At 72.0% G+C, this 21,208-nt stretch carries 20 protein-coding genes; 8 read left to right on the top strand and 12 right to left on the bottom strand.

What is annotated here, in order from left to right; all coding sequences use genetic code 11:
* Nucleotides 1-45 precede the first annotated feature (45 nt).
* Nucleotides 46-309, top strand: a complete 264-nt coding sequence (locus NMK34_RS27620) for a GntR family transcriptional regulator (protein ID WP_412098928.1) — start codon at nucleotides 46-48, stop codon at nucleotides 307-309.
* A 330-nt stretch (nucleotides 310-639) separates the two neighbouring features.
* Here NMK34_RS27620 and NMK34_RS27625 read toward each other — a convergent pair whose 3' ends face one another.
* Nucleotides 640-1,758: a glycerophosphodiester phosphodiesterase gene (locus NMK34_RS27625; RefSeq protein WP_318335787.1), complete on the bottom strand. Its 1,119-nt coding sequence runs from the start codon at nucleotides 1,756-1,758 to the stop codon at nucleotides 640-642.
* A 106-nt stretch (nucleotides 1,759-1,864) separates the two neighbouring features.
* On the opposite strand from NMK34_RS27625, the gene NMK34_RS27630 reads away from it, so the two are divergent.
* A complete protein-coding gene (locus tag NMK34_RS27630) occupies nucleotides 1,865-3,199 on the top strand; it encodes a TrkH family potassium uptake protein (RefSeq protein ID WP_318335788.1) in 1,335 nt (444 codons plus the stop codon).
* Nucleotides 3,189-3,857, top strand: coding sequence for a potassium channel family protein (locus tag NMK34_RS27635; protein ID WP_151015604.1), 669 nt, complete (start codon nucleotides 3,189-3,191; stop codon nucleotides 3,855-3,857). The genes NMK34_RS27630 and NMK34_RS27635 overlap by 11 nt, the downstream gene beginning before the upstream one ends.
* Nucleotides 3,858-3,954: 97 nt before the next feature.
* On the opposite strand, the gene NMK34_RS27640 is transcribed toward NMK34_RS27635, so the two are convergent.
* The 7 genes from NMK34_RS27640 to NMK34_RS27670 form a co-directional block, all read right to left on the bottom strand.
* Nucleotides 3,955-5,574, bottom strand: coding sequence for a serine/threonine-protein kinase (locus NMK34_RS27640; protein ID WP_318335789.1), 1,620 nt, complete (start codon nucleotides 5,572-5,574; stop codon nucleotides 3,955-3,957).
* A gap of 71 nt (nucleotides 5,575-5,645) precedes the next feature.
* The gene (locus tag NMK34_RS27645) at nucleotides 5,646-7,202 is read right to left on the bottom strand and encodes a fused MFS/spermidine synthase (RefSeq protein WP_318335790.1); all 1,557 of its coding nucleotides are present in this window, start codon (nucleotides 7,200-7,202) and stop codon (nucleotides 5,646-5,648) included.
* A 36-nt stretch (nucleotides 7,203-7,238) separates the two neighbouring features.
* On the bottom strand, nucleotides 7,239-8,276 hold the full coding sequence (locus tag NMK34_RS27650; protein WP_318335791.1) for a hypothetical protein: 1,038 nt from the start codon (nucleotides 8,274-8,276) through the stop codon (nucleotides 7,239-7,241).
* Between the two features lie 184 nt (nucleotides 8,277-8,460).
* Complete coding sequence (locus NMK34_RS27655; RefSeq protein ID WP_318335792.1) at nucleotides 8,461-9,270, bottom strand: inositol monophosphatase family protein; 810 nt, start codon at nucleotides 9,268-9,270, stop codon at nucleotides 8,461-8,463.
* Nucleotides 9,263-9,715, bottom strand: coding sequence for a response regulator (locus NMK34_RS27660; protein ID WP_091569521.1), 453 nt, complete (start codon nucleotides 9,713-9,715; stop codon nucleotides 9,263-9,265). Before NMK34_RS27660 ends, NMK34_RS27655 begins: the two co-directional genes overlap by 8 nt.
* Nucleotides 9,712-11,478: a sensor histidine kinase gene (locus NMK34_RS27665; protein WP_318336438.1), complete on the bottom strand. Its 1,767-nt coding sequence runs from the start codon at nucleotides 11,476-11,478 to the stop codon at nucleotides 9,712-9,714. The genes NMK34_RS27660 and NMK34_RS27665 overlap by 4 nt, the downstream gene beginning before the upstream one ends.
* Nucleotides 11,479-11,540: 62 nt before the next feature.
* On the bottom strand, nucleotides 11,541-12,731 hold the full coding sequence (locus tag NMK34_RS27670) for a fused response regulator/phosphatase (RefSeq protein ID WP_318335793.1): 1,191 nt from the start codon (nucleotides 12,729-12,731) through the stop codon (nucleotides 11,541-11,543).
* Between the two features lie 312 nt (nucleotides 12,732-13,043).
* Between NMK34_RS27670 and NMK34_RS27675 the strand changes: the two genes are divergently transcribed.
* Both NMK34_RS27675 and NMK34_RS27680 read left to right on the top strand, forming a co-directional pair.
* A complete protein-coding gene (locus NMK34_RS27675) occupies nucleotides 13,044-15,422 on the top strand; it encodes a M28 family peptidase (RefSeq protein ID WP_318335794.1) in 2,379 nt (792 codons plus the stop codon).
* A gap of 117 nt (nucleotides 15,423-15,539) precedes the next feature.
* The gene (locus tag NMK34_RS27680; RefSeq protein ID WP_318335795.1) at nucleotides 15,540-16,250 is read left to right on the top strand and encodes a hypothetical protein; all 711 of its coding nucleotides are present in this window, start codon (nucleotides 15,540-15,542) and stop codon (nucleotides 16,248-16,250) included.
* A 25-nt stretch (nucleotides 16,251-16,275) separates the two neighbouring features.
* Here NMK34_RS27680 and NMK34_RS27685 read toward each other — a convergent pair whose 3' ends face one another.
* From NMK34_RS27685 to NMK34_RS27695, 3 genes are all read right to left on the bottom strand, one after another.
* Complete coding sequence (locus tag NMK34_RS27685; RefSeq protein ID WP_013288724.1) at nucleotides 16,276-16,530, bottom strand: Smr/MutS family protein; 255 nt, start codon at nucleotides 16,528-16,530, stop codon at nucleotides 16,276-16,278.
* Between the two features lie 59 nt (nucleotides 16,531-16,589).
* Nucleotides 16,590-16,952: a tetratricopeptide repeat protein gene (locus tag NMK34_RS27690; protein ID WP_018787684.1), complete on the bottom strand. Its 363-nt coding sequence runs from the start codon at nucleotides 16,950-16,952 to the stop codon at nucleotides 16,590-16,592.
* Nucleotides 16,953-17,039: 87 nt separating this feature from the next.
* Nucleotides 17,040-17,810 (bottom strand): ROK family protein, encoded by a 771-nt coding sequence (locus NMK34_RS27695; RefSeq protein ID WP_318335796.1) that lies wholly within the window; start codon nucleotides 17,808-17,810, stop codon nucleotides 17,040-17,042.
* An 85-nt stretch (nucleotides 17,811-17,895) separates the two neighbouring features.
* On the opposite strand from NMK34_RS27695, the gene NMK34_RS27700 reads away from it, so the two are divergent.
* The 3 genes from NMK34_RS27700 (at nucleotide 17,896) to NMK34_RS27710 (ending at nucleotide 20,924) form a co-directional block, all read left to right on the top strand.
* Nucleotides 17,896-19,533, top strand: coding sequence for an ABC-F family ATP-binding cassette domain-containing protein (locus tag NMK34_RS27700; protein ID WP_318335797.1), 1,638 nt, complete (start codon nucleotides 17,896-17,898; stop codon nucleotides 19,531-19,533).
* Nucleotides 19,534-19,571: 38 nt separating this feature from the next.
* Nucleotides 19,572-19,889 (top strand): hypothetical protein, encoded by a 318-nt coding sequence (locus tag NMK34_RS27705; RefSeq protein ID WP_013288728.1) that lies wholly within the window; start codon nucleotides 19,572-19,574, stop codon nucleotides 19,887-19,889.
* A gap of 309 nt (nucleotides 19,890-20,198) precedes the next feature.
* Nucleotides 20,199-20,924: a methyltransferase domain-containing protein gene (locus NMK34_RS27710; RefSeq protein ID WP_318335798.1), complete on the top strand. Its 726-nt coding sequence runs from the start codon at nucleotides 20,199-20,201 to the stop codon at nucleotides 20,922-20,924.
* Nucleotides 20,925-21,069: 145 nt separating this feature from the next.
* On the opposite strand, the gene NMK34_RS27715 is transcribed toward NMK34_RS27710, so the two are convergent.
* The coding region (locus tag NMK34_RS27715) for a transposase (protein WP_318336439.1) at nucleotides 21,070-21,208 on the bottom strand (139 nt) is incomplete at its 5' end.

The following is a 21,208-nucleotide window of genomic DNA, read 5'->3' on the forward strand; positions in this document are numbered from 1 at the left end:
CACATCGGGCTTTCTAGTTGTTGCAGTTACTGGTGTAGGCCCGGCATGATCGGAGGTGCCGAACCGACCGGAGTCCTCACCATGCCCACAGCAGAAGCGCCATATCGTCAGATCGCCAACGAACTCGCCGCAAAGATCAAGAGCGGTGAGTTGAAGCCCGGCGACAAGCTGCCCTCGACCCGTGAACTCGCCGAGGCTTACGGCGTCCACATGAACACGGCGTCCCGCGCCCTCTCACTGCTGCACGATCGAGAGTTGATCACCGGCCAGCCCGGCCGAGGCACCTACGTAGCCGAACCCCCGAGCTGATCAACTGCACTACGCCGAAGTGGCGGCATCATCGCGCCCGGAAGCAGTCACTTCCCCGAAGTGGCGCCCACCCCGCACGACAAGCCCCGCCACCACCGCCCGCCACCGCCGATCTTGGAGTTGTGGCGCCCAGGATGTCCGGGTTAAGGCACTTCGTGAGGTGCCATAACTCCAAGATCGGCGAGGCGGCCCCTCCACGCGGGGAGATCTTGGTACGGAATGGCCCTTGGAGGGGCGTTTCGTACCAAGATCTCGGGGGCGGCCGAGCGCGACAAAGCACGGCGGGGTGCCCGCCGCTTGCGGCGGGCACCCCGTGAACAGGAGCAGCGGTCAGCGGCCCGCTCGGGCGGCAACCGCCGTGTCGGGGTGGTCGCTGAACACGCCGTCCAGGCCCAGGTCGAGGAACAGCTCGTACTCGGACGTGATGTCACCACGCGCGTTCGGGTCGGTGCCGATGCGGAAGTCCGCAGGCAGGAACTGGTTCTCGGCCCGGAACGTCCACGCGTGCACCACCAGCTTCTGCCGGTGCGCGTCACGGATCACCGACGTCGGCGCGAGCAGCCGGCCGGCCGAGTCCCGGGGCACGATCAGGTTCTTGTTCAGGCCCACGCCGTCGGCGTACCGGGAGATCCAGGCCAGTCCGGCGGGCGTGGCCAGGTCCGCGTAGGTCCGCTTGTCGCCGCCCGCCACGAAGTCGTAGGGCGCGCCGGACGCGTCCATGAGCTGCACCAGCCGTACGTCGATCATCTTGTCGAGTTTGCGCAGGTTGGCGGTCTCGAAGCTCTGCACGAACACCGGGTCGTTCCGGTGGGTGAGCCGGTTGCGGCGCAGCACCGCCACCAGCGGCTCCTCCAAGGCGCGGCCAATCGACGCGAAGTAGGTGGGGTGCTTCGTCTCCGGGTAGACGCCGATGGTCCGGCCCCGGGCCTTCGACTCGGCCCGCGCCAGGTCGATGACCTCCTGGAACGTCGGGATCTCGAACCTGCCGTCGAACGCGGTGTTCGCGACCCGCACCTGCGGCAGGCGCTCCTTGGCCCGCAGCGTCTTCAGCTCGGCCAGCGTGAAGTCCTCGGTGAACCAGCCGGTGACGGTGATCCCGTCGATGGTCTTCGTGGCCTTGCGGCCGGCGAACTCGGGGCGGGCGGCCACGTCCGTCGTACCGGAGATCTCGTTCTCGTGCCGCGCGACCAGGACACCGTCCTTGGTCGAGACCAGGTCCGGCTCGATGAAGTCGGCGCCCTGGCGGATGGCGAGCCGGTAGGCCTCCAGGGTGTGCTCCGGGCGGTAGCCGCTCGCGCCGCGGTGGCCGATCACGATCGGCCGCTGGGTCGCGCGGGCCTGCTCGGCGCGGTGGTCGGGGCCGGCCTGGGCGGCCACGGCCGGCACCACCACAGCGGCCGCCGCGAGCAGCGCGCCGGCCACGCCGAGGGCGGAAAGGGTACGTCGCAACGCCGTCTCCTGTCGTCGATGGGTACGCACAGCAGACCGGGCGTGGTTGACCGCCAGTTGGTCGGTTCCTGACCTGCCGGTGAATCTCCGGACGGAAGATGACGGGGTGCGCCGCCTGCTCCGGAAGCCCGTACGGCTGGTGCCGTTGGGGTTCCTGGCGGTGATCCTGGTCGGCACCGGCCTGCTCATGCTGCCCTGGGCCACCAGCCAGCAGCGGTACACCCCGTTCGTCACCGCGCTGTTCACGTCCACGTCGGCGGTGTCGGTGACCGGGATGGCGGTGACCGACACCCCGAACTACTGGAACGGCTTCGGGCTCGTGATGATCACCGTGCTGACGCAGCTCGGTGGTCTGGGCATCCTGACCGGGGCGTCGCTGGTGATCCTGGCCGTCTCCCGCCAGCTCGGCCTGCGGAACCGGCTGCTCGTGCAGGCGGAGACCGCCGAGTTCGGCCTCGGCGACGTACGCCGGCTGCTGCTGCGCATCGCGGCGACCGTCTTCGTCACCGAGGCCCTGATGACTGCGGTGATCGCCACGCGCCTGTTCCTGGCGTACGACTACCGGCCGGGCCGGGCGCTCTGGTCGGCGGTGTTCCACTCGGTGCAGGCGTTCAACAACGGCGGATTCGCGCTCTACTCCGACGGCCTGATCGCGTTCTCCCGCGACGGCTGGGTGGCGCTGCCGCTCAGCATCGGCGCGATCATCGGCGGGCTCGGTTTCCCGGCGCTGTTCGAGGCGGTACGCGAGTGGCGGCAGCCGGCGCGCTGGGCGGTCGCCACGAAGCTGACCGTCTGGGGCAGCGTGGTGCTGACCGTCTTCGGCGTCGCCTACCTGCTGATGGCCGAGTGGGGCAACCCGTTCACGATCGGCACGTACGACATGCCGGGCAAGCTGCTGGCGTCGTTCACCCAGATCGCGTTGAGCCGTACCGGCGGTTTCGACGTCATAAACGTCGGGCACCTCACCGACGAGAGCTACCCCATGCTGATCGGCCTGATGTTCATCGGCGGCGGCAGCGCCAGCACCGCCGGCGGCATCAAGGTCTCCACGTTCTTCCTGCTCGGCTTCGCCATCTGGGCCGAGCTGCGGGGCGAACCGGACACCACTGTCGGGCGCCGCCGGGTGGCGGCGGCCAGCCAGCGGCAGGCGCTGACGGTGGCGCTGCTGAGCGTGGCGCTCGTGGCCGGCGGGACGGTCGGCCTGATCGCGCTGACCTCGCACATATCGTTCTCGGCCGCGTTGTTCGAGGTCACCTCCGCGTTCAGCACCACCGGCCTGACCGTCGGGGTGTCCGGGCAGCTCTCGCCGCCGGGCCAGTACGTGCTGACCGCGCTCATGTACATCGGCCGGATCGGGCCACTCACCCTCGGCTCGGCCATCGCGTTGAACACCCGTCGACGGCTGTACCGCTACCCGGAGGAGCAACCCATTGTCGGCTAGACATCCGGAGGAGACCGGCATCGCGGTGATCGGCCTGGGCCGGTTCGGCGCGCGCCTGGCGGACTCCCTGTCCCGTCTCGGTTACGAGGTGCTGGCGATCGACCGCGACCCGAACCGGGTCCAGCACTGGTCGGCCGGCCTGGACCGGGTGGTGCAGGCGGACAGCACCGAGGAGGTGGCGCTGCGGCAGCTCGGGCTGGCGGACTTCCGCCGGGTCGTGGTCGCGATCGGGGCGTCGCTGGAGGCGAGCGTGCTCACCGTACTGGCGCTGGCCGAGCTGGGGATCGAGCAGATCTGGGCGCGGGCCACCTCGGAGAAGCACGCGAAGATCCTGCACTCGGTGGGCGCGCACCACGTGGTCTTCCCGGAGGCGGAGACCGGCGAGCGGGTGGCGCACCTGATCGTCAGCCGGATGCTCGACTTCATCGAGTTCGACGACGACTTCGCCATCGCCAAGATCAAGGTGCCGGCGCCGCTGATCGGGCGCTCGCTGCGCGACGTCGCACCGCAGGACCGGTACGGCGTGATGGTGGTGGGTGAGAAGCAGGCCGGGGAACCGTTCCGGTACGCCGGGCCGGACACCGTGCTGGAGGCGGACAGCGTGCTCATCGTGGAGGGCGGCATCACCCAGGTGCAGCGCTTCTCCGCGCTGAGCTGACCGGAGCCGCTGAGCTGACCGCCGCGCCGACCTGACCGTCAGCCCTTCTTCGGACCAGAACCCTTGCCCTTGCCGTGCTCACCCCCCTTCGGCCGGTCTACTTTGCTTTTCCCTTGCCGTTCTCCTTGCCCTTGGGTTTCGGCGCGGCCTTGGGCTTCGGTTTCGCCGGCGCCGGTTTGGCCTTCGCCGGCCCGCTCTTCGCGGTGGTCTTGGTGGCCGGCTTGACCGGCGTCTTCACCGGCGGCGCGGTGGTCGGCGCCGAGCCGGCGATGCCGGAGACCTGCACGCCGCAGGTGCTACCGCCGAGCGTGAACTCCACAGGCAGCGTGTTGCTCCCGGTGTAGCGGCCGGCCAGCGTCAGCTTCGTCGACGCGCCGGGCGCCAGCGCCGGGTCCGTCGCGGGTGCGGCGATCGACACGGTACGCCCCGCCTGGCGTGCCGGGGGCTGGGCCGTGGTGACCGTCTGCTTGCCGGGGAACGTGAAGTTCATGGTCCAGCCACGCAGTTCCCGGTCGCTGGTGTTGGTGAGCGTCAGCTCGGCGGAGAAGTCCTTGCCGGTGTCCCGGCGCAGCGAGTAGTCGACAGCGCAGGGGATCGGCTCGGGCATGCTCATCCGTGCCTCGGTCGGCTCCACCCCGCCGCTGGCCGGGCTCCGCGACGTCAGGCCCCACAGCGTGGCGGTCACCGCGACCAGGCCGACGGCGGCCACCCCCGCCTCCACCTTGCGCCGACGCGCCGCCGCCCGCCTCGTGCGGGTCCGCACCACCGAGAACGGCAGCGCGTCGGTCTCCGCCGACCACGGCAGGATCGTGGTGCCGGCGTTCTCGGCGAGCGCCGGGTCCGTCCAACCGAACGCCGGCGACACCGGCACGATTGCCGCGATGCCGGCCGCCTCGGCGAGCGTACGGGCCACCTCGGCGGTCGCCGGGCGGTCCTCGGGGCGCTTGGCCAGGCAGCGCTGTACCAGCGCGGCGACCGGCTCGGGCAGCCCCGGCACCGCGGGCATCGGGTCCGGGTCGCGGTACATGTGGGCGCGCAGCATCTCGGTGGTGGTGCTGGCCTGCCACGGCAGGCGGCCGGTGAGCATCCGGTAGAGCAGCAGCCCCACCGCGTACACGTCGGTGGCGGGCGAGACGTGCCCGTTGTCCAGCCGCTCCGGCGCGAGGTAAGCCGGCGTGCCGAGCAGCGCGCCGTCCGGCCCCTTGTCGCTCTCCCCCACCAGCGCCGAGATACCGAAGTCGACGACCTTCACCCCGGTCGGGGTCAGCATGACGTTGCCCGGTGTGACGTCCCGGTGCACCACGCCTCGGGCGTGCGCGGCGGCCAGCGCCGAGGCGACCTCCGCACCGATCGTCATGGCCTCCCGCCAGGGAAGCTGCCCGTCGCGGCCGAGCCGCCCGCTGAGCGGACCGCCGTCGACAAGCTCCATGACCACGTACGGGACGGTCAGGCCGACCTGCACCGACTCGCCGTAGTCGTACACGTTGGTGATGTTGGGGTGGCACAGCCGCGCGGCGGCCTGCGCCTCCACCCGGATCCGGTGCCGGAACGCCTTGTCGCTGGCCAGCCGCGAGGCCAGCACCTTGACCGCGACCTGGCGGCCCAGCACCTCGTCGTAGCCGCGCCAGACGACCGACATTCCGCCCGCACCCAACTGCTCGACGAGTCGATATCGCTCGCCGAGCAGTTGCACGCCGTTCCTGACCGGTCCACCCATGGTCGGTCCTGTTGCCCGAAGCGGGCCCCGGTACACCTCAGCGGTCGGAATCGGTCAGGAAAGTCATCCGTTCAGGCGGTCGCGAGGAGTTGGTCCACCGGCGCGTAGTCGTCGGTGAGCACCATCGCGTCGCCCACCCACGCGGTCACCGCCGCCTCGTCCATCAGCGAGGCCGGCTCGGGCAGCAGCTTCAGGCCGGGCGGGATCGAGGCGAGCGGCAGCGGCGCGTCCGAGGCGACGATCACGAAGTTGGCGCCCTGCTTCCCGTCGATCGCGCCGGGCGGGGCGATCAGCGCGACGTGCGCGAACTCGGCCTTCACGGTGGCCAGCTCGGCCCGGATGAACCGGCCCGGCGGGTAGTCGATGACGTTCTGCACGTAGATCCCGTCCGGGCGCAGCACCCGCCGGATGTCGGCGGCCATCTCCCGGGTCGCCAGGTGCCACGGCACCACCAGGTGACCGAACGCGTCGCCGACGATGAAGTCGCGGCTGTCGGTCGGCTCGCCGCGCAGCAGCACCCGCGCGTCACCCACCTCGGCACGCATCCCCGATCCGGTACGCAGGCCCAGCTCCCGCCGGTCCAGCTCGACCAGGCCGCCGTCGAGTTCGAACACCAGGTTGTCGGTGCCGGGCCGGGTCGCGGCCAGGTAGTGCGGCACGGTGAAGCCGCCGCCGCCCAGGTGCAGCGCGTCCATCGGCTGCCTCGCCGGCCGCGCCACGTCCGCGACCAGGCCGATCCACTGCGTGTACGCGTACTTCAGGTGGGTCGGCTCGCCCAGGTCGACGTACGAGTGCTCGGCCGAGTTGAGGTAGAGCGTGCGTCCCTGCGGCCACGACGGGTCCACCTCGACCCGGGCGCAGTGGTACGCGGTCTCCACGTCGCACGGGTTCGGCGCCGCGGCGGTGAGCCCGGCGGCGGCGAGGCCGAGCAGCGCCAGCGCGGCCTTGACCCGGCCCGGCGCGGACAGCCCGCTCGGGCCGGCCTGCCGGCGCAGCCAGACGCCGAGCGCCAGCCCGGTCACGCCGAGCACGGCGGCCAACCCCAGCACGATGACGGTGCTGGACAGCGCCGCCACCAGCACGAAGCCGGTGCCGAGCGTGGCGGTGATGCCGCCGAGCGTGCCGATGCCGGACAGCTTGCCCACCACCTGCCCGGTCCGGCGCAGATCGGCGAGCTGGAGCTTCACCACGAGCGGGGTGATCCCGGCCAGCAGCGCGGCCGGCAGCAGGACGGTGAGCGCGGTCAGCAGGAGCACCGCGCTCGCCGCGCCGCCGCGCAGCGCCTCACCGGCGTACCTGACGATCGGCAGCGTGACGGCGGTGGCGATGCCGGCCAGCACCAGCGCCGGGGCGAGCAGGGTGCGCGGGTCACGCCGGTCGGCGAGCCACCCGCCGAACCACGCCCCGTACGCGATGGCGGCCAGCGCCATGCCGATCACCGAGCTGGTCACCTGGAGGGTCACCCCGACGTACGGGCCGACCAGGCGCAGCGACACGGTCTCCAGCACCAGCACGGCCCCGCTGGAGAGGAAGACGAGGAACGCGGCGAGCCCGTTGGGCAGGGCCCGGGGCGGGACCGGGGCGTCGGCCGCCGGTCCCGCGATGACGTCTGACGATGTGCTGCTCACCGTGGCGATGCTACGCAGCGCTCGCGGCGGGCCGGGTCAATACATCGAGATGTGAACATGGTTTGTGTGGTCCGCTGCCGGGCTGCCACCGCCGCTGTACGCGCGCCAACCGGTGTTCGGCATCCAGATCTGCCGATACCAGATGACGTACATGATGCCGAGCCGGTTGGCGTTGTTCTTCGCCCAGGCGGCGAGGCTGTCGCCGTACGCCTTGTCGCCGCCGGTGGCGGTCTTGTCCTCGAACCCGCCGCTGGCGGCCGAGAAGTCGCAGGCCCGGCCCTTGGGGTGCTCGCCGCCGCCACCGCTGCGGTGACACGAGGCGTAGCGCTTGTAACCGGCCGCCTTGGCCTGCTGGAGCATGTGCAGCGTGCGCGGCGTGATGCAGCCGGACGCGGGCGTGGGGTCGTCCACCGAGCAGGACTCCGACGGCCACGAGCCGTCCGAGCTGCGCGGGGCGGGTTTCGCCGACGAGGAGGTGCCGTTGAACCCGGACCCGGCGCCGGAGCTGACCTTCGCCAGCGCCACCTCGGCGTCCTTCTTCTTGCGGGCCTGCACGGCGACCTGCTTGGCCTGCTCGCGCACCTCGGCGTCGATGGCGAGCTTCGCCTCGGCCGCCTGCGCCTTCGCGTCGGCCAGCTCCCGCAGCCGCTTGCTGTCCCGCTGGGCCATCACGTCCAGCTCGGCCGCGCGCTTGAGGAAGTCGTTCGGGTCGGCGCTCGCCAGCAGCATCGACGTGGCGGTCAGCCGGCCCATCCGGTACGACTGCGCGGCGACCTCACCGGCCTGCGCGCTGAGCCCGACGAGGCGTCCCTCGACGTCCTTGAGCTGGGCGGCGAGCGCCTTCTGCCGGCGCTTGGAGTTCTCCAGCTTGTTCTGGGCCTCGATGTGGCCCTTCGCCGCCGCCTCCAACGCCGCCCGTAGCTGCTTGCTGCCGCCCTCGTTCGGGGCGTTCGGGCTGGGTACGGCGGCAGCCGGGCCGGCGGCCACGCCGGAGCCGAGCAGCACGGCCACCGCGGCGAACGCGGCGAGCAGCGACCGCCGGACGCGCCGGCCGGTAGGGCTGGTCCTGGGCACGTGTTGGTCCTTCCGTCGACCGCCGGCCCCCGTACACCGAGCGGCGTCTCCGCCGGCGCCGGACGGCGGCCTGCTGGCGGAGACCGCCGGTCACGATACCGGACCACGCGCGACACGCCAGGCCGGCGACGGCGTACGGCGTCCGACGTCGACGCAGCGTGCCGTGCCCGTCGCACAACGCCGCTCAACCGCCCAGCAGGGCGGCGCTCACCTCGTCCCAGATCTCCGGGCTCGACGCCACGAGCAGTCCCCGGCCGTCGTCGGCCGGGTGGTAGTCGGCGCCGTCGAACCGGCGGGCCACGCCACCGGCCTCGCGCACCAGCAACGTGCCGGGTGTGTGGTCCCACGGCAGGGTGCGCCAGAACAGCACGAACTGCTGCTCGCCGGTGAGCACGTCCAGGTACTCCCGGCCCGCGCAGTGCTGGCCGGGCAGCAGCTCACCGATGCGGCGGCCGCCCTCCTCCACCCGGCGGCGGAAGTCCGGCGGCAGGAACTTCGTCGCCGCGGTGCCGCGTAGCGCGCCCACCCGCGGCTCGGCCGGCGGCGCGCTCAGCGACGCCCCGTCCAGCTCGGTGCCGGCACCGAGCCGGCACGCCGCCATCGTGCCGTCGAGCGGGTCGTACACCCAGGAGGCCACCGGTTCGCCGTCGGTGAGCAGCGCCGCCATCAGCGCGAAGGGCCGGCGGCCGGCGGCGAAGTTGGAGGTGCCGTCGACCGGGTCGACGAGCCACACGTCGCCGCTGCCGCGCAGGTGCCGCAGCAGGTCCGGATCCTCGGCGACGGCCTCCTCGCCGACCACCACCGAGCCGGGACGCAGCCGCCGCAGGCCCTCGGAGATCAGCACCTCGGCCTCGCGGTCGGCGACGGTGACCACCTCGCCCGGCGCCTTCTCGGAGATGTCGGACGCGTCGAGCCGGCGGAACAACGGCACGACGACCTTGGCCGCCGCCTCCTTCAGCAGCGCGCCGACGTCGTCCAGCAGCGGGTCAGCCACGCGGCGGCAGCTTGACCACGCTGACGAAGAACTCGTCGATCTGGCGGACCACGGAGATGAAGCGCTCGAAGTCCACCGGCTTGGTCACGTAGGCGTTGGCGTGCAGCTGGTAGCTGCGCAGGATGTCCTCGTCGGCCTGCGAGGTGGTGAGCACCACGACCGGGATGCGGCGCAGTTCCTCGTCCTTCTTGATCTCCTCCAGCACCTCCCGGCCGTCGCGGCGGGGCAGGTTCAGGTCGAGCAGGATCAGGTCGGGCGTCACCGCGTCCGCGTACTGGCCCTCGCGGCGCAGGTAGGCGAGCGCCTCCGCGCCGTCGGAGACGACGGTGAGGCGGTTGCGGAGCTTGTGCTCCTCGAACGCCTCCTGGGTCATCAGCACGTCGCCGGGGTCGTCCTCGACGAGCAGGACCTCGATCGGGCTCTTGCCGTCCGCGGGCGCGGTCATGCCACCGTCTCCTTCATGCCACCGTTTGTACCGTGTCGGTCCGCCTCCGCGGGCGGCTCTTCGCGTGCCTCGCCGTCCGGCTGCCGCCCGGCGCCCGCCGGGTCGGTCTCGGTGCCCTCGGCGACCGGCGCCTCGGCCGGCTCCGCACCGTCCGCCGCGTCCCCGTCCGCGGCGTCCCCGTCGGCTGCCGCCTCCGCCGCCTTGGCGGCCTCGATGTCGGCCTCCAGCGCGGGCAGCGTGAACCGGATCGTGGTGCCCTCGTCGGCGTCGGTGTCCACCCAGACCCGGCCGCCGTGATACTCCACGATCTTCTTGACGATGGCCAGCCCGATGCCGGTGCCCGGGTACGCGTCCTTCGAGTGCAACCGCTGGAAGATCACGAAGATCTTGTCGGCGAACTCCGGCTCGATCCCGATGCCGTTGTCCCGGCAGCTGATCTCCCACTCGCCGTCCACCAGCCGGGCCGACACGTGCACCTTCGGCGGCACGTCGGGCCGGCGGAACTTCACCGAGTTGCTGACCAGGTTGACCAGCAGGTTCGTCAGCAGCGGCTCCTCGCCGCGGATGGTGGGCATCTCGCCCCAGGTCAGGTCCGCGTCGGCGTACTGCAACGCCGCCTCGGTCTGCCCCGCCACGTCGCCCATCACCTTGTTCAGGTCGACCTCGGTGAAACCGGTGGTCAGCCGGCCGATCCGGGAGAACGCCAGCAGGTCGTTGATCAGCCGCTGCATGCGCTGCGCGCCGTCCACCGCGAACGCGATGTACTGGTCGGCCCGCTCGTCGAGCTGCCCGGCGTAGCGCCGCTGCAGGAGCTGGCAGAAGCTCGCCACCTTGCGCAGCGGCTCCTGGAGGTCGTGCGAGGCGACGTACGCGAACTGCTCCAGGTCACGGTTGGAGCGGGTCAGCTCCTCGGCCTGCTTCTGCAACTGGCTGTTCACCCACTCGATGCGTTCCCGCGCCTCGCGTACCTCGTCCAGCTCCCGGGCGATCTTCATCCGCATCTGGTCGATGTCGTCGGCGAGCCGGCGGAACTCCGGCGGCCCGGACCCCTCGATGCGGTGCCGGTAGTCGCCGTCGGCCACCTCACGAACCTGGCCGACCAGGTCGGCCAACGGGCGGATCAGGATCCGGTCCAGCGAGACCAGCATGACCACGCCGGCCGTGGTCACCACCAGCGCGGCGATGATCAGCAGCACGACCAGCGTGTTGCTCGTCTCGTTCACCCGGTCGGCGGTCTCCTGCCGAACGGTGAGGATCTCTTCCTGCAGCGTGTTCACCGACGTGCGGATGCCGTCGAACTGCTGACGCGTCGCGTCGGTGATCAGCGCCTGGCCGGCCGCCGCGCCGTCCCGGTCGACAGTGGTGATGACCGGCTCGGCCACCTGGGCCCGCCACTGCGCGGTCTGCTGCTCCACCACGTCCAGCGACCGGCGCACGTCCGGATAGTCGGCGGAGAGATCACGGATCGACGTGACCAGGCTCTGCTCGCGCTGCACACCCTCCCGATAAGGCTCCAGGTCGCTGCGGTCCCCGTTCACCGCGTACCCGCGCACCGAGGTCTCCTGGTCGAGCAGCACGCTCATCAGTTCCTGGGCCTGCACCCGCAGCGGACCGGTCTTGAGCAGCACCGCGTCGATGTTCTGCCGGTTCTGCGCGGCGACCGCCGCCTCCGCGCCGGCCAGCCCGAGCAGCAGCACGACGACTACGCCGAGCAGCGCGGCCACCCGCCGCCGCAGGGTCCACCCCTGCTGGTACGCCTTCACCGGTTCCTCCCCGTTGCCCTTCACCGCATCATCGTCGTTCGCGAGTGCGGGGCCCTCGACGCTCACCGGCCGCTTCCCCGCGTGACCAGCAACATCGCCACGTCGTCGGCCAGCGGGCCGCCGTTTATCTGCTCGGCCCGTCCGACCAGCCAGGCGGGCAGCTCGGCCAGCGGCACCGCCCGGTTCGCCGGGTCGGCGAGCAGCCCGGTCAGGCCCGGTACGTCGAGGCGTTCGTCCCCGCCGTCCACCCGGCCCTCGATCAGGCCGTCGGTGTACATCAGCAGAGACCAGTCGTCGGTGTCGAACTCCAGGTCGAAGGCGACCGGGCGGCGCGGGCGTACGCCCAGCAGCAACCCGCCCTTGGCCGGCACCGGCGCGACAGTCCCACCGCTGAGCAGCAGCGGCGGCGGATGACCGGCGAGGCGTACGGTGGCCCGCGCCGACGCCAGGTCGAGCCGGGTGGTGGCCACCGTGGCGAAGATCTCCTGGAGGCGGCGCTCACTCATCAGCACCTGCTCCAGCGCGGGCAGCACCTCGTCGTCCGGCACCCCGGCCAGCACCAGGGCCCGCCAGGCCACGCGCAGTTCGACGCCGAGCGCGGCCTCGTCCACGCCGTGCCCGCAGACGTCGCCGACGATCAGGTCGATGCGGTCCGGCCGGGTCTGCACCACGTCGTAGAAGTCGCCACCGATCAGCGCGGCGTGCCGGCCGGGCCGGTAGAAGGTGTGCACCGACACCTCGTCGGTGGTCATCAGCGGCTGCGGCAGCAGGCCGCGTTCCAGGCGGGCGGACTCGGCCTGGCGCAGCTCCACCTCACGCAGCCGGCGGGCGTTCTCGTCGGCGCGCTTGCGCTCGACCGCGTACCGCAGCGCCCGGGTCAGCAGGACACCGTCGACCTGGCCCTTGACCAGGTAGTCCTGCGCGCCCTCGGCGACCGCGACGATGCCCAGGTGCTCGTCGGAGCGGCCGGTCAGCACGCACACGGCGGCGCCGCTGGCCATCTCCAGCACCCGGCGCAGCCCGTCCAGGCCCTGCGCGTCCGGCAGACCCAGGTCGAGCAGGACGCAGTCCACGCCCATCACCCGCTGCCGGGCCTCGCTGAGGCTGGTGGCGACCAGCAGGTCGATCATCGAGTTGGTCTCGGCGAGCAGCTCACCGACCAGGAAGGCGTCGCCCTCGTCGTCCTCGACCAGCAGCACACGCAGCCGCTCGCCCGGCGGTACGCCGTGCAAGCCTGCCCCGGCAGACGGCATGTGGACGGCACCCGACGCGCCGGAACCCCGCTGCGGTCGGGTAACCGCCGCGAGACGCGGGAGTTCGCTGGTGATGTCGGGCTCCTTCCGAATGCCCTGCTGATCCTGACTCAGACAACAGTCGCACACAACGCGACCGGCACCGGCGCGGCGGAGCGTGTGACCGATCCACTTCCACAGCGGCACGGCCGACAGACGATGTTACGCCGGTAGCGCTGTCACGCCCGCAGCGCACCGACCGAGGACTGCCGCCGCAGCCCCCGGGGGTGCAGGATGATCCCCACCCCCGTAGATCCACCCCGAGGAGTCCCTGTGGGCGCACCCCCCACCCGCCCCGCCGACCGCGCCTTCACCAGGCCCCGGCGGCGGCCGATCGCCGCCGTCGCCGCGCTCGTCGCGCTGCTCGCCGTCGGGGCGGGCGTCCTGGCCGGCCTCTCCACCCCGGCGCCGCGTCCGGCGGACGCGCCCGAGGGCGAGTTCAGCGCCGCCCGGGCGTTCCGCAATGTCGAGGTGATCGCCGCCGAGCCGCACGTGGCGGGCAGCGCCGCAAACGATCGGGTACGTGAGCACCTGGTGGCGACGCTGCGCGGACTGGGCCTGGAGACCGAGGTGCAGGACGCGGTCGCGCCCGAGGCCGGGCAGTTGTCCGGCGCGGCGGGCGGGGCGACGCTGGCCCGGGTGCGCAACGTGGTGGCCCGGCTCCCCGGCACCGACCCGACCGGGAAGGTGTTCCTGGTCTCGCACTACGACTCGGTGCAGACCGGGCCGGGCGGCAACGACGACGCCGCGGGCACCGCCGCGATCCTGGAGGTGGCGCGGGCGCTGACCACCGGTCCGCGCCCCCGCAACGACATCGTCTTCGTGCTCACCGACGCGGAGGAGGCGTGCCTGTGCGGGGCCGCCGGGTTCGCCGGCGACCATCCGCTCGCCCGCGACGGCGGGGTGGTGCTCAACCTGGAGGCGCGTGGCTCCACCGGCCCGGTGATCATGTTCGAGACGTCCCGGAACAACGCGAAGCTCGTGGAGATCTTCGGCAAGGCCGCGCCGCACCCGGTGGGCACCTCGTTCGCGGTGGAGATCTACCGGGCGCTGCCGAACGACACCGACTTCACCGCGTTCCTGGACCGGAAGTTCGTGGGTCTGAACTCCGCGTACATCGACGGCGGCGCGATCTACCACACCCCGCTGGACGTGCCGGCCCGGATGGACCGGGGCAGCCTCCAGATGCACGGTGACAACGCGCTCGGCCTGGCCCGAGAGTTCGGCCGTACCGACCTGGGCGACCTGCGCGCCGGCCACGACGACACCTACTTCCCCGTGCTCGGCGGCCTGATCAGCTACCCCGGCTGGCTGACTCTGCCGCTCGCAGTGGCCGCGCTGCTCGCCGTCGGCGCGCTCGGCTGGTTCCTGCGCCGCCGGGGCCGGGCCACCGCCGGCACGCTCGCCGCCGGCTTCGGCCTGACCCTGGTGCCTGTCGTCGTGGCCCCGCTGGGCGCGTGGCTGCTCTGGGCCGCGATCACCACTATCCGCCCCGGGTACGCCGAGCTGCTCGACCCGTACCGCCCGGTCTGGTACCGGCTCTCCGTCGTGGCGCTCGCCGCCGCGGTGCTGTTCTGCTGGTACGCGCTGCTGCGCCGCCGGGTCGGCCCGGCCGCGCTGGCGTTCGGCGGACTGGCCTGGCTCGCCGTGTTCGGTGTGCTGCTCGCCGTGGCGGTACCCGGCGGGGCGTACCTGACGACACTGCCGGCCCTGGCCGGCGCGCTCGCCGGTTTCGCCGCGCTCGCCACCCGCCGCGACGGACCGTGGCCGGTGGTCGCGGTGACGCTCGCCGCCGCGGTGGCGGTGGTGATCCTGCTGCCTCCGGTGGTGCTGCTGTTCCCGGCGCTCGGCATGGGCATGGGTGCGGTAGCCGCGCTCGTCGCGGTGCTGCTCGGCCTCGCCGTACTCCCGGTGGTGGACCTGCTGCACCCCAGAGCCGGCGGCCAGCGCGGCCTGCTCGCGCTGCGCGCACGCCGGCTCGGCGCGCTGCCCGCCGCGGCGGCCGCGCTGGCGGCGGTGGTGCTCGCCGGGGTCGGCCTCGCGGTCGACCGCTTCGACGCCGCGCATCCCGTGCCGACCCATCTGATGTACGCGCTGGACGCGGGCACCGGGAAGGCGGCCTGGCTCAGTCGCGAGGAGAAGCCGCAGCCGTGGACCGACGGCTACGTCGACCGGAGCATCTCGCTGGCCGACGACTTCCCCGGGCTCGGCGACGGTGAGATGCGTGCCGGACCGGCGACCGCCGCGCCTCTGCCCGCCCCGAAGCTGGATCTGCTCTCCGACAGCACTTCCGGCGACCAGCGCGTGCTGCGGGTGCGGGTGGTGCCGCAGCGGCAGGTGCGCCTGCTCACGCTGCACGTCGACACCGGCACCGCGACGGTGCGCTCCGCCTCGGTGGCCGGGCGAAACGTGCCGGTCGAGCCGGGCGACGGGAAGTGGGGGTTCGGAATCGTGTTCCACGCGCCGCCGCCGGAGGGCGTCGAGGTGACGCTGACGCTCGTGCCGCGCGGCGGTGCCGTGTCGGTACGCGCGATGGACGCCAGTGACGGGCTGTCCGGGGTGCCCGGGTTCCGGGAGCGGCCGGCCGGCGTGGGGGTTGTGGGCTCGCACAGCTCGGAGATGCTGGCGGTGGCGCGCACGTACCCGCTCTGACCGCCGCTTGATCGACACCACCTCGCCGAAGTGGCGGTATCCGCGCGCCCGGGATACCGCCACTTCGGCGTACTGGAGTGGATCAAGCTAGAGCGAGGTGCGGGCTAGGCTGACGGTGTGCCGATCGAGGTGGAGCACGTCCGGCAGGCGCTGGCGATGTGGGAGGCTTTTCCCGTTCACCGCGAGCCGCGTCCGATCGTGCTGACAGCGATGGGCGTCACGGCTCTCGACCGGCTCATGGTGGACACGCAGTGGCGGTCGTTGTTCGACGCCCCCGGCGTCCCGGAGTCCGAGTTGCCGCCGGAGATCGCGCCGGCCGCCGTCGACTACTGCCGTGACGTGCAGAGCGGCGCGCAGAGACCGCTGGCGAACATCATCCGGGCGAACGGACCGTTCGCCACCGACCGGGGCACTCGCGAACTCCCGGCGTGGATGATGCACCCCGACGACCGTCGATGGCCCTTCATCGCCTTGGACCCGGACTTCGAACGTCGGATGACGTGGCGGCCACCCGGCGTAGGAGCCGCTCATCACGAGGAGGCCGTGCTCGCGCACGATGGGCGCACCCTGACGTTCCGGTTCATCGGAACGCCAGCGCAGTACGCCGACTACCCCGACGCCGAGGTGTTCGAGACGGACACGGCGGTGCTCGTCGAGCCGGTGGAGGTCGCCCGCGACGGGAACGGCTATCGGCTGGACTACGCCGAGGAGCGCGAGGTGGTGGTGCGCCTGGCCGCTCCGCTCGGCAACCGGGTCCTGGTCGGCGTCGGGCACGGTCCCGGAACAACCACCTTCGGCCTCCCCATAACGGTGCTCACCGAGGCCTGACCGAGGCGGGTCAGACGTGGGCGCGCTACTTCCAGCGGAAGTGGACGAACAGGCGGCCGAAGTTCTTCGAGTCCTTCTCGACCCGGTGGTAGAGCTGCTTGACGTCCTTCTGGTCGAGGAAGCGCAGCACCTTCTTCTTCAGCGCGCCCGACCCCTTGCCCGGGATGATCTCCACGAGCGTGGCCTTCTTCGCGACCGCCTCGTCCATGATCCCGCGCAGCGCACGATCGATGTCGTGGCCCTTGTTGTAGATGTCGTGGAGATCGAGCTTGAGCTTCACGGTCCCATCCTAGGTACGCGGAAGGGCAGCCCGCCCGGGCTGCCCTTCCGCGTCATCGGTCAACGACCGACCTTGCCCTCCACCCGGCGCAGGGCGGTGGCGTAGTCGGTGTTCGTCGAGTACATCGCGGCCGCGATACGCAGGTGCCGCAGCGCGTCCACGGGCCGGTTCATCCGCTCCAGCGTGCGGCCGAGCACGTGGTGCGCGTAGTGGTCGCTCGGGTCCCGGTCGACCAGCTCACGCAGCTGCTCCTCGGCCCGGTTGAGCTGGGCCGACTGGAAGTAGGCGCGGGCCAGCAGCTGCCGGACCGAGGAGTTGTCCGGCTCCGCCTCGATGATCGGTTCGAGCAGCCGGGCCGCTCCGGTCGGGTCACCCGCTTCGAAGAACATGGTCGCCCGCCGGTACTCCGCCAGAAGATCCACTCGACCCACCTCCTCGTGTCGCGCCAGGCCCTAGGTCCGACGCTGGCACAACACCGGCGGAACCGCGAGTGTTCCTGCGGTCGAAGATCACGTGGTCGGGTCGTACCGGCCGCCGATCAGGTCCCATGCCCGGACACCACCGACGATTCCGGCAGTGTTGGGGACGATCACCACGTCGTCGCCCATCCGGGCCACCTGCTCGGGCCGGATCAGCCGGGAGTTGCCGCCGCCGAGATACAGCCGGTCCCAGCGGAACACCGGCCGCAGGCCGTCCACCACCTGCCGGATCCGCCGCGACCAGAACGCGTCGCCCAAGCGCCGCCGTTCCGGCTCCCCCACGTACGTGTCGTACGTGGTGTTCCACCGCACCGGCGCGTGCGACAGCTCCAGGTGCGGCGCCAGCACCCCGCCGTCGAACAGCGCGCTGCCCAGCCCGGTGCCGAGCGTCAGCACCAGCTCGCAGCCGGTCCCGGCGACCACGCCCGCGCCGTGCACCTCGGCGTCGTTGAGCACCAGCGCCGGCACGCCGAACGCCTCGGCCAGCGCGGTCCGCGCGTCGTACCCGGACCACTCGGCCAGCAGGTCCGGGTCGACGCGGCTGCGCGGCCCGGACCGGGTCACGTAGTGCGGCGTCGCCACCACGACGCCGTGCCGGATCATGCCGGGCATGCCGACGGTGAGCCGGTCCGCCGTGGGCAGGCGGGCGCCGAGATCCAGCAGCGTCTTGACGAACAAGGCCGGTGGCAACGGGTACGGCGTGGGCACGCGCAACGGCCGCGCGCGCATGGTTCCGGCGGCATCCAGTACGGAGGCCTTGATCCCGCCGCCACCACAGTCGATCGCCAGTGTGGTCACCACGGCTGTGAGTCTCCCTCAGACCGGTGCCGCCGCGAGCGCGGGTCACGGTAATCCGGATGCGCCCGCCGGTAGGCTCGGTCACCTGATGAGCGCCACGTTGATCGCCAAGGATCTCACCGCCGGCCACGGTGACCGCCTCCTCTTCGAAGACCTCGACCTCGTCGTCGCGCCCGGCGACGTGGTGGGGCTGGTCGGGGTCAACGGCGCGGGCAAGTCCACGCTGCTGCGTACCCTCGCCGGTCTTGTCCCCCGCGAGCAGGGCTCGGTCTCGCTCAGCCCGCCCACGGCGACCGTCGGCTACCTGCCGCAGGAGCCGGAGCGCCGGCCCGGCGAGACGGTCCGCGAGTTCCTGGCCCGGCGCACTGGGGTGACCGCCGCGCAGGCCGCGCTTGACGCCGCCACCGAGGCGCTCACCGCCGGGGCGGCGGGCGCCGACGACGCGTACGCGAACGCTCTGAAACGCTGGCTCGACCTCGGCGGCGCGGACCTGGACGAACGGGCCGCGCAGGTCGCCGCGGAGCTGGGTCTCGACGTCGGCCTCGACCATCCGATGACCGGCCTGTCCGGCGGGCAGGCCGCCCGCGCCGGGCTCGCGTCGCTGCTGCTCAGCCGGTACGACGTCTTCCTGCTCGACGAGCCGACGAACGACCTCGACCTGGCCGGGCTGGACCGGCTGGAACGCTTCGTCACCGGCCTGCGCGCCGGGACCGTGGTGGTCAGCCACGACCGGGAGTTCCTCACCCGCACCGTCACCCGGATCGTCGAGCTGGACCTGCACCAGCGGCAGGTCAACCACTACGGCGGGGGCTACGCGGCCTACCTGGAGGAGCGGGAGGTGGCGCGCCGCCACGCCCGCGAGGAGTACGAGGAGTACGCCGACACGAAGGCCGACCTGGAGGCGCGCGCCCGCACCCAGCGCGCGTGGATGGAGAAGGGCGTCAAGAACGCCCGCCGCAAGGCCACCGACAACGACAAGATCGGCCGCAAGTACCGCGCCGAGTCGACCGAGAAGCAGGCCGCGAAGGCCAAGCAGACCGCCCGGCTGATCGAGCGGCTGGACGTGGTCGAGGAGCCGCGCAAGGAGTGGGAGCTGCGGATGGAGATCGCCGCCGCGCCCCGCGCCGGTGCCGTCGTGGCCTCACTGCGAGGAGCTGTCGTACGCCGTGGCGGCTTCACGCTCGGCCCGGTGGACCTGCAGATCGACTGGGCCGACCGGGTGGCGATCACCGGGGCGAACGGTTCCGGCAAGAGCACCCTGCTCGCCGCGCTGCTCGGGCGGCTGCCACTGGACGAGGGACACGCCGCGCTCGGCCCCGGTGTGGTGGTCGGCGAGGTCGACCAGGCCCGGGGACTGTTCCTCGGCGACCAGCCGCTGCTCGACGCGTTCGGCGCCGCCGTACCGGATCTGGCCCCGGCGGACGTGCGGACGCTGCTGGCGAAGTTCGGGCTGCGCGCCGACCACGTGCTGCGGCCGGCGGCGACGCTGTCCCCCGGCGAGCGGACCCGGGCCGCGCTGGCCCTGCTCCAGGGGCGCGGCGTGAACCTGCTGGTGCTCGACGAGCCGACCAACCACCTCGACCTGGCCGCGATCGAGCAGTTGGAGTCGGCGCTGGCGACCTACCCGGGAACGCTGCTGCTTGTGACCCACGACCGGCGGATGCTCGACGCGGTGAGCGTGAACCGGCGGCTGCGCGTCGCGGACGGACGGATCGCCGAACACTGATCCGTGCCGACCGGAGCGCGCGGGTCCACAATGAGCGCATGCTCAAGTGGGAGTACGCGCTGCTGGTCCGCCGCCGCCAGGCCGCCGCCACCGACGCCGGGTGGGAGGTCGTCTTCATCTGGTACGGCCCGGACGGCTCCATGATCGACGTGACGCCGTACGGCGACACCGCGCTGGCCCACCTGAACCGGGCTGGTGACCAGGGCTGGGAACTGGTCGCGATGAGCGAGGACCCGTCGCTGCCGGGCAACAACGAGCTGCACCGCTACCACCTCAAGCGCCCGAAGGCAGCCGCCGCCCAGCCGCGCCAGCGCATGCGAGGCTCCCGCACAGTCCGCCGAACCCTCTCCCCCTGACCCCTCTCCCCCTGCCCCCTGCTCCCTGTCCCCTGCTCCCGTCGATCTTGCAGTTGCCGCCCCTCGGATGCCCCTTTTGCGAGATTCATCCGGGCCGCAAGTGCAAGATCAACGGCGGCGAGAGCGCGGGAGCCGGCATCGGCGCGCACACCCCCGACCGCCGCCCAGGTGATCAAGGAGTTTGGGTCGGCGGGGCAGCCCCGGGGAGGACACGAACTCCTTGATCAACGTGTGACGGGGGGTGGTGTCGGTGGGTGGGTGAGGGCATATCGGGGCGAATCGGGGGTAACGGGCCGCCGGAGGTGGCGCATGGTGGCGATGGGGCAGACCGCGCTCTCGGGTGAGCGACTCCGGCAGACCGACGGCTTCCTCGCCGAGGCGTGGGCCGACATGGTCCGGCACGACGAGCGGTTGCGCGGAACGGCGGTCGAGGTGCGCTTCGACCGTGGGGTGGCGCACCTGACCGGCGAGGTCGCCGACCCGGAACAGTTACGGCTGGTACGGGAGCTGATCGGCCGGCTGTCCGGCGTACTCGGGGTCTGGTGCCGGGTCACAGTGGCCGGGCGGGCACCGGTGGTGGTCGACCTGGGCTGCGGCGCGACCAAGCAGTGGCCGGGCAACCTCGGGCTGGACATCTATCCTGCGCCGGGCGTCAACGCGGTCGCCAACCTGGCCGGCTCACTGCCGCTGCGCGACGACTCGGTGGACGTGTTCTTCGCGGTGCACATCGTCGAGCATCTGATCGACTTCCTGCCGCTGTTCGACGAGTGCCACCGGGTGCTGCGCCCGGGCGGGGTGCTGCACGTGATGAGCCCCTGGTGGCGGCACGTCAACGCGGTGGCCGACCCGACGCACGTACGCCTGCTCGACGTACAGACGTTCAAGGGCATCTGCGGTCAGCGTCCACCGGGTACGCCGCGCTGGTATCCGCTGCACGTCGGTTGCGACGGCGCCTCGATCTTCGCCGACCTGACCCCCCTGCCACCGGACGCCCCCGCCCCCGCCCCCTCCCACCTGGCCCGCTTCTTCGACTGAAGCCGCGCCGACCGCCCCAGGCCCCACCCCGTCGATCATGAAGTTGGCGGCACTCAAGGAGATCGACTTCGCCGTCAACTTCATGATCGACGGGGCCGGCCAGAAGGGGGGCCGGCCAGAAGAGGGCTAGGGCCTGTCCTGTCGATCATGGAAGCCAGATGACAGCGGCGATGAGGATCAGACTGGCTCGGTAGAGGGATGCGCGTTTGGCGTAGCGGGTGGCCAGGTCACGCCATTGCTTGAGTCGGTTGAAGCAGCGTTCTACGACGTTGCGTTTGCGGTAG

The organism is Micromonospora sp. BRA006-A (assembly GCF_033433935.1).
GTDB classification, from domain to species: domain Bacteria; phylum Actinomycetota; class Actinomycetes; order Mycobacteriales; family Micromonosporaceae; genus Micromonospora; species Micromonospora aurantiaca.